This is a genomic window from Enterobacter sp. Lyrl_3, from assembly GCF_051948675.1.
In the GTDB taxonomy this organism is placed as follows: domain Bacteria; phylum Pseudomonadota; class Gammaproteobacteria; order Enterobacterales; family Enterobacteriaceae; genus Enterobacter; species Enterobacter cloacae.
Genome location: NZ_JAYJLI010000013.1, coordinates 49,976 through 64,826, shown reverse-complemented (window position 1 = coordinate 64,826; position 14,851 = coordinate 49,976). Strand labels below are relative to the sequence as shown.

Here is a 14,851-nt window from a genome sequence, read left to right as displayed (position 1 = left end):
CGCATGTTACAGGGGTGTAGCATGGCGCCGGTTGCACCTCTCCAGAATGAGTAGGTAAACTTGAGGCGGTTGGGTGCTGAAAAGTTGATCCATACTATGCGTAAGGCCTGTGGTTTATGCTGCAATAGCAGGCTCACCTCCGTGGTTGTTCAGGAAAACCGTTGTGTCTAAACAAAACCGTGCTACCCACTCGTCACCGCTGCCAGCAGGCATTGAGGAGCTGTCGGTACATCGACCCCCTCACATTACCCACGCCACGCCCGATTTTCTGGCGGAAGAAGTTCCCGTCGCTCTGGTGTACAACGGCATCTCGCACGTTGTGATGATGGCGTCGCCAAAAGATCTTGAACTGTTCGCCATCGGGTTTTCGCTCTCGGAAGGCATCATTGCGCATCCGCAGGACATTTACGGCATGGATGTGGTTCAGGCCTGCAACGGTCTGGAAGTGCAGATCGAACTCTCCAGTCGTCGCTTTATGGGGCTGAAGGAGCGACGTCGCGCGTTGGCCGGGCGAACAGGGTGCGGCGTCTGTGGCGTTGAGCAACTGAACGATATCGGCAAACCTGTCGCGCCGCTGCCCTTTACGCAGACCTTCAATCTGGCCAACCTCGACCACGCGCTTGCCCACCTCAACGACGTGCAGCCCATCGGCCAGTTGAGCGGCTGTACGCATGCGGCGGCATGGGTTCTGCCATCAGGCGAGATCGCCGGTGGGCATGAAGACGTGGGACGTCACGTGGCACTGGATAAACTGATGGGGCGTCGGGCGCGGGAGAGCGATCTCTGGCAGCAGGGCGCAGCGCTGGTTTCCAGCCGCGCCAGCTACGAGATGGTGCAAAAATCTGCGATGTGCGGCGTCGAAATCCTGTTTGCGGTCTCGGCGGCGACGACGCTGGCGGTAGAGGTGGCAGAGCGTTGTAACCTGACGCTGGTCGGCTTCTGCAAACCGGGAAGGGCGACAATTTATACCCATCCGCAGCGATTAATTGTTGATCAGTAATTTTGAATGATAATAGCAAATCCTTCCGCTTTTAGTTGTCGGTTATGAGGTCTAGTATTTATCTCATCAAGGCACGGTGCCTTACCTGAACAACTTAACGAAAGGGTTTATATCATGAAAAGCATCAAAACTTTTGTCGCTGTAATCGCTCTGGCTGCTTCATTCGGTTCTTTCGCTGCACAGACTGTCACCGCTTCCGCCTCCACGCTGGATGGCGCAGAAGCGAAAATCGCCGCTCAGGCTCAGGAAGCGGGCGCGTCCTCTTACAAAATTACTCAGGCATTCTCTGGTAACCGCGTACATATGACCGCGGAACTGAACAAATAAGTTGTGTTGCCACTGTCCCTTGCTCTTCGGAGCGGGGACAGGTGTAAACATAAAGCCATCCTGCTTCTCGCTTGCAAAGGCGATACTTCCCCCCCTCTTCTCAATTGTTATTCCTGTTTAACGCTTATCGTTAAATAACCCTCTTAAATAATTTGTCTGATAAGACTGTCGATAACATAATTCCCTTCAATGCTTTTAAGCCGCTGGCGCTATTTACATTCATATTCCAAATAATTGATCTTAATAGTTAAGGAATTCCTCAGGTCTAAATCCTAAAGATGGGTCAGACAATTGATAGCGGTTATTGATGCTGGTATTTTCCGGCAATTAATATTGCTTATCGATACCCTCGGCCAAATGTTGGCATTTGGCTTTCTTTTGTATTTCACCTTAATAAGGAAATTGAATGAACGCATTGATCAAAAAAGGAATGCTGGTTACAGCGTTAGCCATGTCGGTTAATACAGCTATGGCTGCACAAAGCATTGATATTAAAGTAACAGGTAAAATCCTTCCATCCTCATGCACTCCAGCCTTCCCAAGCGGTGGCGGTGTGGCTGACTTTGGTACCATGAAGGTTGCCTCACTCAACTCGACCAGCATGACCCCGCTGACGGAAATGAAAGAAATTCCTGTTGCCATTACCTGTGAAGAAGCCACGCGTGTTGCTGTGAAGTTTACCGATTCGCGTGATGACTCTTCACCCACTGAAAAAGTCGTAATGGGTAATGGCTTTACCGGTTCGCCATCTACTGTGTTTGGTCTGGGAATGTATAACGATAAAAAAATTGGTGCCTATGCATTAGCGTTATTCCGTACTCAAGGTGCAAACACTAACAGTAATGGGGACCCGCTTTATCCATTGGCGAGTATAGATGGTGGAAAAGGCTGGGTTGTTAGAGGCGCCGACTATATGCAAATTTACAGTGACAATTCTGAAATTTATGCCTTTGCTTCAGATAAAACGAGTGGCGCGCCTTCTGCAGAAAGCAAGATCAACTTTAAGGTTGCTGTGAGCGCCACAATCAACCCAACCAACGATTTAAACGTCACGGATGAAGTGACGCTGGACGGTTTAACCAACGTTGAGCTGGTTTACCTCTGATTATCACAGTGCTGATAATTCACTGCTCCTCTGATTAGGGGAGCAGTCTCCATCAATATTAACGGACTAATATTATGATTCTCTCTAAAAAAACGTTGCTCTGCGTTTGCCTGCTTTCGTCGTTGCAGACATTTGCCGCCGGTATGGTGCCAGATACTTCCCTGCTGTTGATTAACGAAGACGAGCGGGGAGCGAGCATGGATGTGAAAAATAGCGACGATACCGCCCAGCTTCTTTATACCCGTATTGTCGATTTACCGGACGATCCCACACCCGGTGTTATTGTCACTCAACCGGTGGTACGTGTAAATGCCGGTAAAACGCAGCGTGTCCGCTTTGTCTTAAAAGACAGCGCGGAAAAATTAAAAACAGAACACTTAAAACGCGTCATTTTTTCCACTATTCCGCAACGAGAGCAGAATAAAGTGAAAATGGTGTTCAGCCAGAATCTCCCGGTCATTATTCACCCGGCGGGTCTCGACGTGAATATGGAGCCGTGGAAAGATCTGCGCTGGCAGATTAAAAATGGCAACCTGACGGTGGTAAACGATACGCCTTATGTGGTGCGTATGGAGCAAAACGCCACATTATTACCGTCACGAATTAAGGTCAAATTCGACAAAAGCTATATTCTTCCCGGCCAGACGATGATAGCGACGTCAGAAAACAAAATAACCGGGCAGAATAACAAGGTAGAAATGTACCCTGCTACCCGCTTTGGCTATAAAGCCAGTTCTTACGTTGCTGAAGTAAAATAATAATACCCGACGGAGTGGCCATGAATATTTCCCCCTGTAAAACAGGCGTGCTGGCATTTTGCCTGAGCGCGGTGGCATTCGGAATTCGTGCAGAAATTCTGCCAACGGCAGCGCCCAGTATGGAGCTGGCAAGAGCGTTTTTCGATACCCAGGCGTTAAAAGAGAATGGCCTCGATCCGGCTATTGCTGACTATTATGCCGTCGCCCCGCGATTTATGCCGGGTTACCATAATGTCACCGTGCTTATTAACGGCAAAAAGCGCGGCATTATGCCCGTGAAATTTAATGATGAAGGTCTTCCGTGTATTGATGGGGAATTTCTGGACGCCGCCGGGTTATATAAAAAGCTCAAGCGTGAAACGTGCCCTTCAATTCACCAGTACTGGAAAAACGCAACGGTCGTCACTTCTCCAGACGTAGACGAAATTTCACTGGTTGTTCCGCCGGAGGCCATTAACCCGGAAAGTGGCCGCCAGGTGGCTGACGTGCGTGGCGGACGCGCGGCTATGCTGAACTACTCCATGTTTGGCACCCATTACGACTTTGATGATGATAAGTCCGATCGCTTTCAGGCTTCGTTTGAATTTGGCTTTAACGCAGGCGACTGGATTGTGCGCAGTTCGCAGTTTATCAGCGACGGCAGCGGCATGTCGTTCGAGAGCGACTCGCTCTACACCTATGCACAGCGCACCTTTACCGACTACGGCGTGATGGTGCAGGGGGGGCAAATTAACATCGCCAACAGCCGCTTCAGTATCCCCGGCATCTATGGCGTACAGATGATGCCGGATAACGCTCTCCTGCCGGGCTACAGCAGCGGTATTGAGGTGAGTGGTATTGCCCGCAACGCCCAGGCGCGCGTGGACATTCGCCAGGGTGGACAGCTGATCTTCTCCACGCTGGTACCTGCCGGGCCGTTCACCTTAAGCGATGTGCCGGTTGCCAACCTGAACACGGATTTAAAGGTCACGGTGACGGAAACCGACGGCAGCGAAAGCCATTTTACGGTTTCCGCCAGCACCTTCCGTAGCAACCACGTGGGCCGCGCGCCGGGGTTTTCACTGGCCGTCGGGCGTGCAGAGGACATGGAGACAAACTTTACGCAGCCGTGGATTGTCGCCGCATCAAACGGCTGGTCCATTAACAACCGGATGAACTTTCTCGCCGGCATGGTGATGGCAGATAACCACTATTACGGTTTCTCCGCCAACATTGACACCGTGCCGATGCAGCATATGTATGCCTCGCTGGGTTTTCTCGGCTCCATTGATAACCTCTCGCAAACCGACGGTAACAAAACCACGCTGGATCTCGGCTACGCCTTACCGTGGGGGCTCGGCCTGTCCCTTGGCGGGAGCTACGGTACGCCGAAGTATCGTGAAATGCAGGAGTTATACAGCGATGACGATGACTACTCGACCACAAAATACGACACCAACGTTGGCGTGAGCTGGTCGAACCCGACGCTGGGCCGTTTCTCTCTGAGCTATTACAACAACCAGACATGGAACAGCGAATACGACAGCCGCCGCATCATTTCGTCATGGTCGCGGTCGTTCCGCTATTTTAACGTCAGCGTAAACTGGGAATCAGACATCAGCCACGGTGATAAGTACACCAGCGACAGCGATATGTTTTATGTGAACGTCTCTGTGCCGCTGGGCCGCACCGGCGTGTCCACCAACAGCTGGTACCGTGAAAACGAGGGCAAAGCCTCTTACGGGACCCGCGCCATGGGGTCATTTAACGATGAAAACACCTACACGGTGGGCGTCTCTCAGGATCACGATGACAGCGTAACCAACTGGGATGGTTCGCTGAACAGTAACCTGCACTACACCACGCTCGCGTTGGGGATTGGCGGTGACAATGAAAGTAACCGTAACTCCTCGATCGCACTGAGCGGCGGCATTGTCGCGCACGGTGATGGCGTTACCTTCTCACCTTATCCGGTAACAGATACCTATGCGGTAGTGGCGCTGGACAAGCCCGTTGCCGGGGTGGCGATAGGTACCCCGCGCGGTAACGTCTGGACGGACAAATGGGGCAGAGCGGTTGTGCCCGCCCTGACACCGTTCAGCGAAAGTACGGTTGAAATAGATACCCAAAGCCTGCCGGGCAATGTTGACGTCAGCAACGGTCATGCGTCGCTGAAGGCCTCCCACGGAGCATTTGCTCACTGGAAGTTCACCACGCTGAGCCAGCGCCGCGTGCTGCTGAACATTACGCGCGCGGACGGCACGCCGTTACCGAAAGGCGTTTCTGTCGTGAACGGGAAAGGGGAGTACATCACCTCTGCACCGGAAGACGGCATCATTTTCCTGAATGATATTTCCGCCAGCCAGACGCTGTATGCGAAGCAGGATGCTGGCCGTTGCACGCTGAGTTTCACTTTGCCGGAAGCGGACCCCACTCAATTCTACGAGGAGATAAACGGAAAATGTCTCTGATTATTCATCGCACGTGTTTACTGCTGCTGGCCTGCGTCGCCCTCAGCCATGCTCCCTTCGTCCTGGCAGAAGAAGAGTGTCAGGTGGTTTCGTCTGTAAAGAGTATCAATAATGGTCTGCTACGTCGGGAGGCGATGCGCGAGGTCAGCACGGATATTGCCGGAAAAACGTACCGGGGTTATGCCTCGTCAGAACGTGAGATCCAGGTGTCGGTGATCTGCCCGGACGCGCGCAAGATCCGCCTGCAGGTGGACGGCCCGGCCCGTGGAAATAAAGCGTATCGCTTTAGCGACAACGGTGTGCTGAAAATCACGGCGAAAGAGGCCCGCATGGATAATGGTGCCGTGCAGCTGGCGGCCGTGCCGCGCGGCGCGGCGCAGGTCACCGCGGGTGCAGCGGAGGTTACGCTGCCACCGGATACGTCGCTTGTGGCGGTGAACGGCAGCGAGGTGGCGGGCAAACAGCTGGTTGTTACGCTCTCGGTGGTCACTTATCTCAACGATAACGCGTTCAGGACCGGCAACACGGCGGAACTCGAAGAAATGCTGACGGTGAATTACGTTACCCTCGCGGCGCAGTAAACGCCGCCTTGCCCGACGGACGCGTGCTGTCGGGCTTTTTTATGCCATGCCCGCCAGACGCAGCAGCGCCGTAACGACCGCCGCCGCCACGATCACCACAATTAACGGCATTTTTCGCCAGGCCAGAAACACCGCAAACGCCACGCCCAGCACCCGCGCCATTCCGGCGAAATGTTCCCCTTCATAGAAGGTGGTCGCCAGCGCCACGGAAAACAGCAACACCGTTGCCGCATCCGACAGCAGTGCCTGAGATCGCTCGGACAGCGCCAGTCGGCTACCCAGTTTCGCCCCGCCAAGACGCATCAGATAGGTCCCTGCTGACAGAATGGCGATACCGAGGATAAAGAGGGTCATGTTTTCCATTATTTTTTCCTCGCGGCGAGACCGAGTAAAGAGAGCAGTACCGGTAAGCCCACCGGAGCGAACGGTACGGCGGCCAGCGACAGGGCGGCGCCGCTGCAAGCGCGGATGAACGTGGTGCGGTTTTTAAACGCCGGAACCACTAAGGCCAGCAAAATGGCCGGAAATACCGCGTCCAGCCCGATGGTTTCCGGGGCCGGCAACAGTTTTCCGACCATGGCACCCAGCAGGGTACCCAGCGGCCAGAGAATGGCAACGCCCAGGCCGCACAGCCAGTAGGCCGTTTTGCGCTGCTCCGGGGTTTTTTGCGACAGCCCAAACACCACGCTTTCGTCGTTCATGATGTGGCAGCCCAAAAAACTTAAACCGCGTTTACCCACCAGCTCGCGCACCGTAACGCCAAACGGCACATGGCGGGCGTTCACCAGCAGCCCGGCCGCGGCCGCCGCCAGTGGGTTACCCCCGCTCGCCACGATACCGATAAACATAAACTCCGAGGCCCCCGCCAGCACGGTAATAGACAGTACAAACGGTACCCACAGCGGGAAACCGTAGGCCATCGCCAGCGAGCCGTATGACATCCCCACCACGCCAACGGCGAGGCAAACGAGGATAATTGCTTTGATGGTGTCGCCTTTCAGGCAAGAGAGAGAACGTTTCATACAATTTTAGCCATATCGAACGTGTATCCATTATAATGAACGGATCAGATTCGGTTTACAAGATGAACGAATCGTTCGATTTATAGAACAAGAGGCCGTTTATGACGCAGCCAATCAGCGTGATCGCCAAAAGTCTGGTGCGAGAACGCCTGCGAACCGGACTTTCACTGGCGGAAATTGCCCGCCGTGCCGGTATCGCCAAATCCACACTTTCGCAGCTGGAGTCCGGCAATGGCAATCCCAGCCTTGAGACGCTGTGGTCGCTATGTGTGGCGCTGGATATTCCCTTTGCACGGTTGCTGGAGCCGCAGCAGCCGACCACGCAGGTGATCCGCCGCGGTGAAGGCACAAAAGTGGTCGCCGGGCAGGCCAATTACGAAGCCATTCTGCTGGCGGCATGCCCCCCGGGCGCACGGCGCGATGTCTACCTGCTCATCACCCAGCCAGGTGCCGATCGTATTTCCCAGCCCCATTCACCGGGGTCGGTTGAACATATTATTGTGACCCAGGGCCGGGCACTGGTCGGTCTGCTTGATGCCGCGGAGGTGCTGGAGGCAGGGGATTACATTTGCTATCCCGCCGACGAACCGCATATCTTCAAGGCCCTGGAGCCAGACACCTACGCGCTACTGGTGGCGGAACAAAATTAACCAGGAAACGGAAACGCATGTCGCTTAAAGCTATCGCCAAAGAACTGGGGCTTTCGGTTACCACCGTCAGTCGTGCCCTCAACGGATATGACGACGTCTCCAGCGAGACGCGCGCCCGCGTGGAAGCGGAAGCCCAGCGACGCGGCTATCGGCCCAATACCTTTGCCCGTCGTCTGAAGATGGGCAAGATCGACGCGGTGGGGCTGGTTTTTCCGGTACATCCTGTTCCGCTCAATAACAGCGTATTTATGGACATGGTCGGCGAAATTAGCCACGAACTGGCGCGACATGAAATCGATCTCCTGCTGATTGCCGATGACGATCTGGCCGATAAACACAGCTATATGCGCATGGTGCAAAGCCGTCGCGTGGATGCGCTGATTGTGGCGCACACGCTGGATCACGATCCGCGCCTTGAGCAGCTTCAGGCTGCCGGATTCCCCTTTCTGGCTCTCGGACGCAGTCAGCTGCCGCAGCCCTACGCGTGGTTTGATTTTGACAACTACGCCGGTACGTATCAGGCCACCCGCTGGCTGATCGAAAAAGGCCATCAGCGCATTGCTTTGCTCGGCGAAAGTAACAACCAGGCGTTCATCACCCAGCGTCGCCAGGGGTATCTGGATGCGCTGCGTGAAGCCGGGCTGTCCAGCGAGTGGCTGCGCGCCATGCCGCCTTCCCGCCGGGTCGGCTACGCCACAACAAAAGAGCTGCTCTCTCTGCCGCAACCCCCCACGGCCATCATCACCGACTGCAACACCCACGGCGACGGCGCGGCAATGGCGCTGGCACAGCTTGGCCGTCTAACCGGCGAGAATGCCGTATCGCTGGTGGTCTACGACGGTTTGCCCCAGGACAGCATCGTCGATATCGACGTGGCGGCGGTGATCCAGTCTACCCGTCAGGGCGTCGGGAAGCAGATTGCCGATATGGTGCGCCAGCTGATTAACGGCGACGACATCGACACTCTTCAGGTGCTCTGGCAGCCGGAATTCTCCCCAGGCCAGACGGCGTAAACAACGCAAAATTCCAAACCCGATCACAGATCCGAAACGTTTTGGTTTGTATCCGAAACGTTTCGGATCAACACTCAGGACATCCCGATGACTGGAGATGTCTGATGCAAGATTCCGTTTTTCGACTCGTAAGCAACACGGTGGACGTGGTGATAAAAACGCACCCGTTTGCCGAAATTCTCTACTGGGGGCCGCACCTTCAGCACTTTTCGCCGCAGGATGCCGCTACGCTCGAACGCCCGGTGGCTAACGGCAGGCTCGACGTGGATTCCCCGGTTACGCTGATGGCTGAACCTGGACACGGCCTGTTTGGTTCACCCGGCATTGAGGGGCACCGGCAGGGGCTGGATGGTTCCCCGGTTTTCAGCACCACCGACGTGCAGCAGCAGGGACAAACCCTGACGATAACGGCAGAAGATGAACACGCGGGCCTGCGCCTGACCAGCGTGCTGGCGCTGGACGCCAGCGGCGTGCTGGTCGTGCGGCACGGCGTAACCAACCTGAAATCGCAGGCGTGGCAGGTGGACCGTTTTGCCGTCACGCTGCCCGTGGCGGAGCGCGCCCGGGAGGTGATGGCGTTTCATGGCCGCTGGATCCGTGAATTCCAGCCGCACCGCGTCATGCTGGAGCATGACAGCTTTGTGATTGAGAACCGCCGGGGTAGAACGTCTCACGAACACTTCCCGGCGCTCATTTCAGGCACGCCGTCGTTCAGCGAAATGCACGGCGATGTCTGGGGTGTGCATCTGGGCTGGAGCGGCAACCATCGCCTTCGCGCTGAAGCCAAAACCGATGGCCGTCGCTATCTGCAAGCGGAAGCGCTCTACCTGCCAGGAGAGATGGCGCTGGAAGAGGGACAAACGCTCTGGACGCCACGCCTTTATGCGAGCTACTCCGCGCACGGGCTGAACGGGATGAGCCAGCAGTTTCACCGCTACCTGCGCGACAACATCATCCGTTTCCCGGAAAACAAACCGCGTCCGGTCCATCTCAACACCTGGGAGGGGATCTACTTCAACCATGATCCGAACTACATCATGCGTATGGCTGACGAGGCGGCCGCGCTGGGTGTGGAACGCTTTATCATCGACGACGGCTGGTTTAAAGGGCGCAACGACGACCATGCTGCGCTGGGCGACTGGTATCTGGATGAGAATAAATACCCGAACGGCCTGCGGCCAGTGATCGACCATGTCAAAAACCTCGGCATGGAGTTCGGCATCTGGATTGAACCGGAGATGATCAACCCGGATTCCGATCTCTACCGCGAGCATCCTGACTGGGTTCTGGCGCTGCCGGGATACGCGCAGGCGACCGGACGACACCAGCTGGTGCTCAACCTGAACATTCCGCAAGCGTTTGATTACCTGGTGGAGCGCATGAGCTGGCTGCTGGGCGAGCATGCGGTTGATTATGTGAAATGGGATATGAACCGCGAGCTGGTGCAGCCTGGCCATAACGGCAGAGCCGCCGCCGACGCGCAGACCCGCCAGTTTTATCGACTTTTAGATGTGCTGGGCGAGCGTTTCCCGCATATTGAATTTGAATCCTGCTCCTCCGGTGGCGGACGAATCGATTACGAGGTGCTGACTCGCAGCCATCGCTTCTGGGCGTCCGACAACAACGACGCGCTGGAGCGCAACGCTATTCAGCGCGGCATGAGCTACTTCTTCCCGCCGGAGGTGATGGGCGCGCATATCGGTCATCATAAATGCCACGCGACGTTCCGCCAGCACAGCATTGCCTTCCGCGGCCTGACGGCGCTATTTGGCCATATGGGGCTGGAGCTGGATCCGCTCACCGTCGATGAGAAAGAGCGCGAAGGTTATCGCCATTACGCTGCGCTGCATAAGCAGTGGCGCGAGGTGATCCACCATGGCACCCAGTGGCGCGTAGATATGCCGGACGTCACCACGCTGGCACAGGGGATCGTGAGCGAAGACAAGTCGCAGGGACTGTTTATCGTCAGCCAGCTCGCGATGCCGGATTATACCCTGATGATGCCGCTGCGCATGCCGGGGCTGGAGGCCAGCGCGCAGTACCGTATCTCGCTGCTCGATCACCCGAATATTCAGATTACGGGAGAGGGGGGGCACACCATGCGCAAGCTGCCAGCATGGATGGAGACACCGCAAACGGTGAGCGGTGAGTGGCTGATGCAGGCGGGTATTGCGCTGCCGATTCTCGATCCGGAAACCGCCATTCTGATTGGTGTGGAACGCGTGTAAGGGTGACGGGCCGGGAAACTGGCCCTCCGTTGAGGATAAAAATAATGAACACAACAACCTGTACCCACAAAGACAACCCTAACTTCTGGATCTTCGGGCTGTTCTTCTTTCTCTACTTCTTCATCATGGCCACCTGCTTTCCGTTCCTGCCTATCTGGCTGTCGGACATCATCGGCCTGAACAAAACCCATACCGGCATTGTTTTCTCCTGCATTTCGCTGTCGGCTATCGCCTTCCAGCCGGTGCTGGGGGTGATTTCGGACAAGCTGGGGCTGAAGAAGCATCTGCTGTGGATTATCTCTGTACTGCTCTTTCTGTTCGCGCCCTTCTTCCTGTACGTCTTCGCGCCGCTGCTGAAAACCAACATCTGGCTGGGTGCGCTGAGCGGCGGGCTGTATATCGGCTTTGTTTTCTCGGCCGGGTCCGGGGCGATTGAGGCCTATATCGAACGCGTGAGCCGCAACAGCGCCTTTGAATACGGCAAGGCGCGCATGTTCGGCTGCCTTGGCTGGGGGCTGTGCGCCTCAACGGGGGGCATCCTGTTTGGTATCGATCCGTCATACGTTTTCTGGATGGGATCGGCGGCGGCGCTGTTGCTGATGCTGCTGCTGGTGGTCGCAAAGCCGAAGCCCAATCAGACGGTACAGGTGATGAATGCCCTGGGGGCCAACCAGCCGCAGATCACCGCGAAAACGGTCTTTAACCTGTTCCGTCAGCGCAGAATGTGGATGTTTATTCTGTACGTGATTGGCGTGGCCTGCGTCTATGACGTTTTTGATCAGCAGTTCGCCACCTTCTTCAAAACCTTCTTCGCCACGCCGCAGGAGGGCACTCGCGCCTTTGGTTTCGCGACGACGGCGGGGGAGATCTGTAACGCCATTATTATGTTCTGCTCGCCGTGGATCATTAACCGTATTGGGGCGAAAAATACGCTGCTGATCGCCGGATTGATTATGGCGACGCGCATCATCGGCTCGTCGTTTGCCACCACCGCCGTGGAGGTCATCGCCCTGAAAATGCTGCACGCGCTGGAGGTCCCGTTCCTGCTGGTGGGAGCCTTCAAGTACATCACCGGCGTGTTTGATACGCGACTCTCGGCCACTATCTATCTGATTGGCTTTCAGTTTGCCAAACAGTCAGCGGCCATTTTCCTCTCCGCCTTTGCCGGAAATATGTATGACCGGATCGGCTTCCAGGAGACGTATCTGATGCTGGGCTGCTTCGTGCTGGCAATTACGGTGGTGTCGGCGTTTACGCTGAGCAGCAGGCAGGAGATAGCCGCTGCCGCGGGCGCGGCAGCGTTAACCAGTCAGTCCAGATAAAACACCTCTTCCAGCCCGGTACTCACCGGGCTGTTGTCCGGATTCGACGGCATTACATCACGCATGTGTTTCCACCAGCGCTGGCAGACGTCGGTATTCGCGACCGCGTTCCAGCGCTCCTCCGATTCAATCTCTACGGTGGCAAACAGCAGATTACGTTCCCTGTCGAGATAAATGGCGTAGTGGTGCGCGCCGTGGTCCTTCAGCACCGCTTCCAGCTCGGGCCAGATGGGGTTGTGGCGACGCGCGTACTCCTCGTGCGCGTCCAGGTTTACCTGCATCACAAAGGCTTTGCGGATCATAATGCCTCCAGATACAGCTCGCGCACCTCGTCGCGGCTGGCGGTGCGCGGGTTGCATGGCGCGCACGGGTCGGCGAGGGCTTTATCCAGCCAGCCTTCGATATCGGCTTTGGTGACACCAAGCTTGCTGAAGCCGGACGGAATGCCGACGCGGGCGCTCAGGTCGCGAATCGCCTGAATCGCTGACAGACTGGCCGCTTCGTCGCTCATGCCGCGCGTGTCGACGCCCATCGCCTGCGCCACGCGAGCAAACCGTGCTACGGCGTTCGGGCGGTTAAAGTTTTCGATGATCGGCAGCAGGATGGCGTTACATACGCCGTGCGGCAGATTGTGCGTCGCGCCCGGCTGGTGCGCCAGGGCATGCACGAGGCCGAGGCCAGCACTGTTAAACGCCATGCCCGCCAGATACTGACCAAACGCCATCTGCTCGCGTGCTTCCAGGTTATGACCGTCGTCGACCGCTTTGGGCAGCCAGAGGTTAATCAGGCGAATCGCCTCCAGCGCGTTGGCATCGGTCAGCGGGTGCGCGCCAACGGACACGTAGGCTTCAATGGCGTGCGTTAACGCATCCATTCCCGTTGCGGCAGTGACGGACGCAGGAATATCCAGCATAACGCTGGCATCATCCACGGCAATATCCGGAATGATGTTCGGGTCGATGATCACCTCTTTCACCTGACGCGCGGAGTCAATAATCACCGCGTTGCTGGTCATCTCCGCCGCCGTGCCTGCGGTGGTGTTGATCGCCACCAGCGGCACGCCCGGGTTTTTCACCTTGCCGACGCCGGAATAATCGGTGGACGGACCCGGATTGGCGGTGAGGATTTTAATCGCTTTGGCGGTATCAATCGGGCTGCCGCCGCCGAAGGCGATAAGATAATCACATTCCGCGTCCCGGTATGCTGCATAGCCTTTTTGCACCAGCGCCTCCGTCGGGTTGGGAAAGACCGCGTCAAACAGCTGATATGACATCTGGTGCGCATCCAGCGCGGTAAACAGACTGTCCAGCAGGCCCAGCTTCACCAGCTGGCCGTCGGTGACAATCAGCGCTTTGCCCCACCGTTTGTTCGCCACCAGCCTGACCATGTCGCCAATAGCACCCGCGCCGTGCAGGCTGATTTTTGGCAGTGCCAACATAAAGCTCATGATAATTCTCCTTAACTATCGCCCGGACCGTCCGGTCAGCGAGGGTTTATGCATATATTTCCAGCGCTGAACGGAGCGGGGTTACGCCGAAGCGCTTGCCGAGCGCAATAAGTTCTTCGCGGGTAATGGTTTGCTTCATACCGCCCATGGAATAAACCTTTACCAGCACTTCAGCGGATTTCTCGGCGGTGTCGATCAGGCCGAAGGTTTCATCAAGCGTAGGGCCGCTGCCGAAGACGCCGTGGAACGGCCACAGCACCAGCGAATGTTTTTGCATATCTCTGGCGGTCGCCTGGCCGATTTCGTCGGTGCCCGGTACCATCCACGGCAGAATGCCGACCCCGTCCGGGAAGACCACCAGACACTCGGTGCTGCCTTCCCACAGCTTGCGGGTGATGAAGTCAGAGCTGTTTTCCAGCACGTAGGTCAGGGCGATCAGGTTGGTGGCGTGGCAGTGCATGATCACGCGGTCTTTGCCGTCAGTCGCCCTGATGCGCTCGCAGTGCGAGAGGAAGTGCGCCGGCAGTTCAGATGTGGGTACCGCTTCATCGGTCAGGCCCCACAGGATGTGGTAGCCCGCGCCGTCGCTGTCCACTTTCACCACGCCAAGGTTGGCCTCAGGATCAATCTGGACGTTACGGAAGAACTTGCCGGAACCGGTGACGATAAACGGCGTATTGGCGAGCAGCGGCATGGGCTGGCTCAGGGCAATATAGCGCGGCTTCTGGTGGAAATCGGCCGTGTAGGGTTCGATATCCGCGTCGTCCAGGCGCAGCGTCAGGTTGCCGCCGTTACGCTCGTCCCAGCCCTTCAGCCAGGCATCGGAGGTGGCTTTGATCATGCCCTGGACGAACCAGGAGGTGGTGATGGTCTGCATAGTTTTCTTTTCCAGTTATCGCGGTGAGGTGAAATCCCTCACCCCAGCCCTCTCCCACAGGGAGAGGGGGT

At 56.5% G+C, this 14,851-nt stretch carries 15 protein-coding genes; 10 read left to right on the top strand and 5 right to left on the bottom strand.

The annotated features are described in order from the left end of the window. Window positions 1–163: 163 nt before the first annotated feature. The 6 genes from fdhD (at window position 164) to VF709_RS19310 (ending at window position 6,221) form a co-directional block, all read left to right on the top strand. Window positions 164–1,000 (top strand): formate dehydrogenase accessory sulfurtransferase FdhD, encoded by an 837-nt coding sequence (gene fdhD, locus VF709_RS19335; RefSeq protein WP_149896928.1) that lies wholly within the window; start codon window positions 164–166, stop codon window positions 998–1,000. A 114-nt stretch (window positions 1,001–1,114) separates the two neighbouring features. Then, window positions 1,115–1,327 (top strand): DUF1471 domain-containing protein, encoded by a 213-nt coding sequence (locus VF709_RS19330; protein WP_013099352.1) that lies wholly within the window; start codon window positions 1,115–1,117, stop codon window positions 1,325–1,327. Window positions 1,328–1,733: 406 nt separating this feature from the next. Then, the gene (locus tag VF709_RS19325) at window positions 1,734–2,432 is read left to right on the top strand and encodes a DUF1120 domain-containing protein (protein ID WP_013099351.1); all 699 of its coding nucleotides are present in this window, start codon (window positions 1,734–1,736) and stop codon (window positions 2,430–2,432) included. A 74-nt stretch (window positions 2,433–2,506) separates the two neighbouring features. Next, complete coding sequence (locus tag VF709_RS19320) at window positions 2,507–3,190, top strand: fimbria/pilus chaperone family protein (RefSeq protein ID WP_038420837.1); 684 nt, start codon at window positions 2,507–2,509, stop codon at window positions 3,188–3,190. A 20-nt stretch (window positions 3,191–3,210) separates the two neighbouring features. Further along, window positions 3,211–5,640, top strand: a complete 2,430-nt coding sequence (locus tag VF709_RS19315) for a fimbrial biogenesis outer membrane usher protein (protein ID WP_187170891.1) — start codon at window positions 3,211–3,213, stop codon at window positions 5,638–5,640. Further along, a complete protein-coding gene (locus VF709_RS19310; protein WP_045901596.1) occupies window positions 5,631–6,221 on the top strand; it encodes a hypothetical protein in 591 nt (196 codons plus the stop codon). Before VF709_RS19315 ends, VF709_RS19310 begins: the two co-directional genes overlap by 10 nt. 39 nt (window positions 6,222–6,260) lie before the next feature. Here the strand turns inward: VF709_RS19310 and VF709_RS19305 are convergent, their stop codons facing one another. Together VF709_RS19305 and VF709_RS19300 are read right to left on the bottom strand one after the other, a co-directional pair. Beyond that, the gene (locus VF709_RS19305) at window positions 6,261–6,584 is read right to left on the bottom strand and encodes an AzlD domain-containing protein (RefSeq protein ID WP_020686891.1); all 324 of its coding nucleotides are present in this window, start codon (window positions 6,582–6,584) and stop codon (window positions 6,261–6,263) included. Continuing rightward, window positions 6,584–7,243, bottom strand: a complete 660-nt coding sequence (locus VF709_RS19300) for an AzlC family ABC transporter permease (protein WP_038985297.1) — start codon at window positions 7,241–7,243, stop codon at window positions 6,584–6,586. The genes VF709_RS19305 and VF709_RS19300 overlap by 1 nt, the downstream gene beginning before the upstream one ends. A 101-nt stretch (window positions 7,244–7,344) precedes the next feature. Between VF709_RS19300 and VF709_RS19295 the strand changes: the two genes are divergently transcribed. The 4 genes from VF709_RS19295 (at window position 7,345) to VF709_RS19280 (ending at window position 12,456) form a co-directional block, all read left to right on the top strand. After that, window positions 7,345–7,893, top strand: coding sequence for a helix-turn-helix domain-containing protein (locus VF709_RS19295; protein WP_013099345.1), 549 nt, complete (start codon window positions 7,345–7,347; stop codon window positions 7,891–7,893). Then, window positions 7,812–8,906 carry a LacI family DNA-binding transcriptional regulator gene (locus tag VF709_RS19290; RefSeq protein WP_255250413.1) on the top strand — a complete coding sequence of 365 codons (1,095 nt, stop codon included), beginning with the start codon at window positions 7,812–7,814 and terminating at the stop codon, window positions 8,904–8,906. The genes VF709_RS19295 and VF709_RS19290 overlap by 82 nt, the downstream gene beginning before the upstream one ends. Before the next feature lie 104 nt (window positions 8,907–9,010). Then, the gene (locus tag VF709_RS19285) at window positions 9,011–11,134 is read left to right on the top strand and encodes an alpha-galactosidase (protein ID WP_187170890.1); all 2,124 of its coding nucleotides are present in this window, start codon (window positions 9,011–9,013) and stop codon (window positions 11,132–11,134) included. Window positions 11,135–11,178: 44 nt separating this feature from the next. Beyond that, window positions 11,179–12,456, top strand: a complete 1,278-nt coding sequence (locus tag VF709_RS19280) for an MFS transporter (protein WP_058679006.1) — start codon at window positions 11,179–11,181, stop codon at window positions 12,454–12,456. Here VF709_RS19280 and rhaM read toward each other — a convergent pair. The 3 genes from rhaM to rhaD are packed head-to-tail and all read right to left on the bottom strand — an operon-like array spanning window position 12,444 to window position 14,780. Beyond that, a complete protein-coding gene (gene rhaM, locus VF709_RS19275; protein WP_114519384.1) occupies window positions 12,444–12,758 on the bottom strand; it encodes an L-rhamnose mutarotase in 315 nt (104 codons plus the stop codon). The genes VF709_RS19280 and rhaM overlap by 13 nt on opposite strands. Continuing rightward, window positions 12,755–13,903 (bottom strand): lactaldehyde reductase, encoded by a 1,149-nt coding sequence (gene fucO / locus VF709_RS19270; RefSeq protein ID WP_114519383.1) that lies wholly within the window; start codon window positions 13,901–13,903, stop codon window positions 12,755–12,757. The genes rhaM and fucO overlap by 4 nt, the downstream gene beginning before the upstream one ends. A 46-nt stretch (window positions 13,904–13,949) precedes the next feature. Further along, window positions 13,950–14,780, bottom strand: a complete 831-nt coding sequence (gene rhaD / locus VF709_RS19265) for a rhamnulose-1-phosphate aldolase (protein WP_038420828.1) — start codon at window positions 14,778–14,780, stop codon at window positions 13,950–13,952. Between the last annotated feature and the right edge of the window lie 71 nt (window positions 14,781–14,851).

Coding starts and splice junctions, on each gene's coding strand:
- VF709_RS19330 (WP_013099352.1), top strand. CDS start 1,115: ATGAAAAGCATCAAAACTTTTGTCGCTGTAATCGCTCTGGCTGCTTCA.
- VF709_RS19325 (WP_013099351.1), top strand. CDS start 1,734: ATGAACGCATTGATCAAAAAAGGAATGCTGGTTACAGCGTTAGCCATG.
- VF709_RS19320 (WP_038420837.1), top strand. CDS start 2,507: ATGATTCTCTCTAAAAAAACGTTGCTCTGCGTTTGCCTGCTTTCGTCG.
- VF709_RS19315 (WP_187170891.1), top strand. CDS start 3,211: ATGAATATTTCCCCCTGTAAAACAGGCGTGCTGGCATTTTGCCTGAGC.
- VF709_RS19310 (WP_045901596.1), top strand. CDS start 5,631: ATGTCTCTGATTATTCATCGCACGTGTTTACTGCTGCTGGCCTGCGTC.
- VF709_RS19305 (WP_020686891.1), bottom strand. CDS start 6,584: ATGGAAAACATGACCCTCTTTATCCTCGGTATCGCCATTCTGTCAGCA.
- VF709_RS19300 (WP_038985297.1), bottom strand. CDS start 7,243: ATGAAACGTTCTCTCTCTTGCCTGAAAGGCGACACCATCAAAGCAATT.
- VF709_RS19295 (WP_013099345.1), top strand. CDS start 7,345: ATGACGCAGCCAATCAGCGTGATCGCCAAAAGTCTGGTGCGAGAACGC.
- VF709_RS19285 (WP_187170890.1), top strand. CDS start 9,011: ATGCAAGATTCCGTTTTTCGACTCGTAAGCAACACGGTGGACGTGGTG.
- VF709_RS19280 (WP_058679006.1), top strand. CDS start 11,179: ATGAACACAACAACCTGTACCCACAAAGACAACCCTAACTTCTGGATC.
- rhaM (WP_114519384.1), bottom strand. CDS start 12,758: ATGATCCGCAAAGCCTTTGTGATGCAGGTAAACCTGGACGCGCACGAG.
- fucO (WP_114519383.1), bottom strand. CDS start 13,903: ATGAGCTTTATGTTGGCACTGCCAAAAATCAGCCTGCACGGCGCGGGT.
- rhaD (WP_038420828.1), bottom strand. CDS start 14,780: ATGCAGACCATCACCACCTCCTGGTTCGTCCAGGGCATGATCAAAGCC.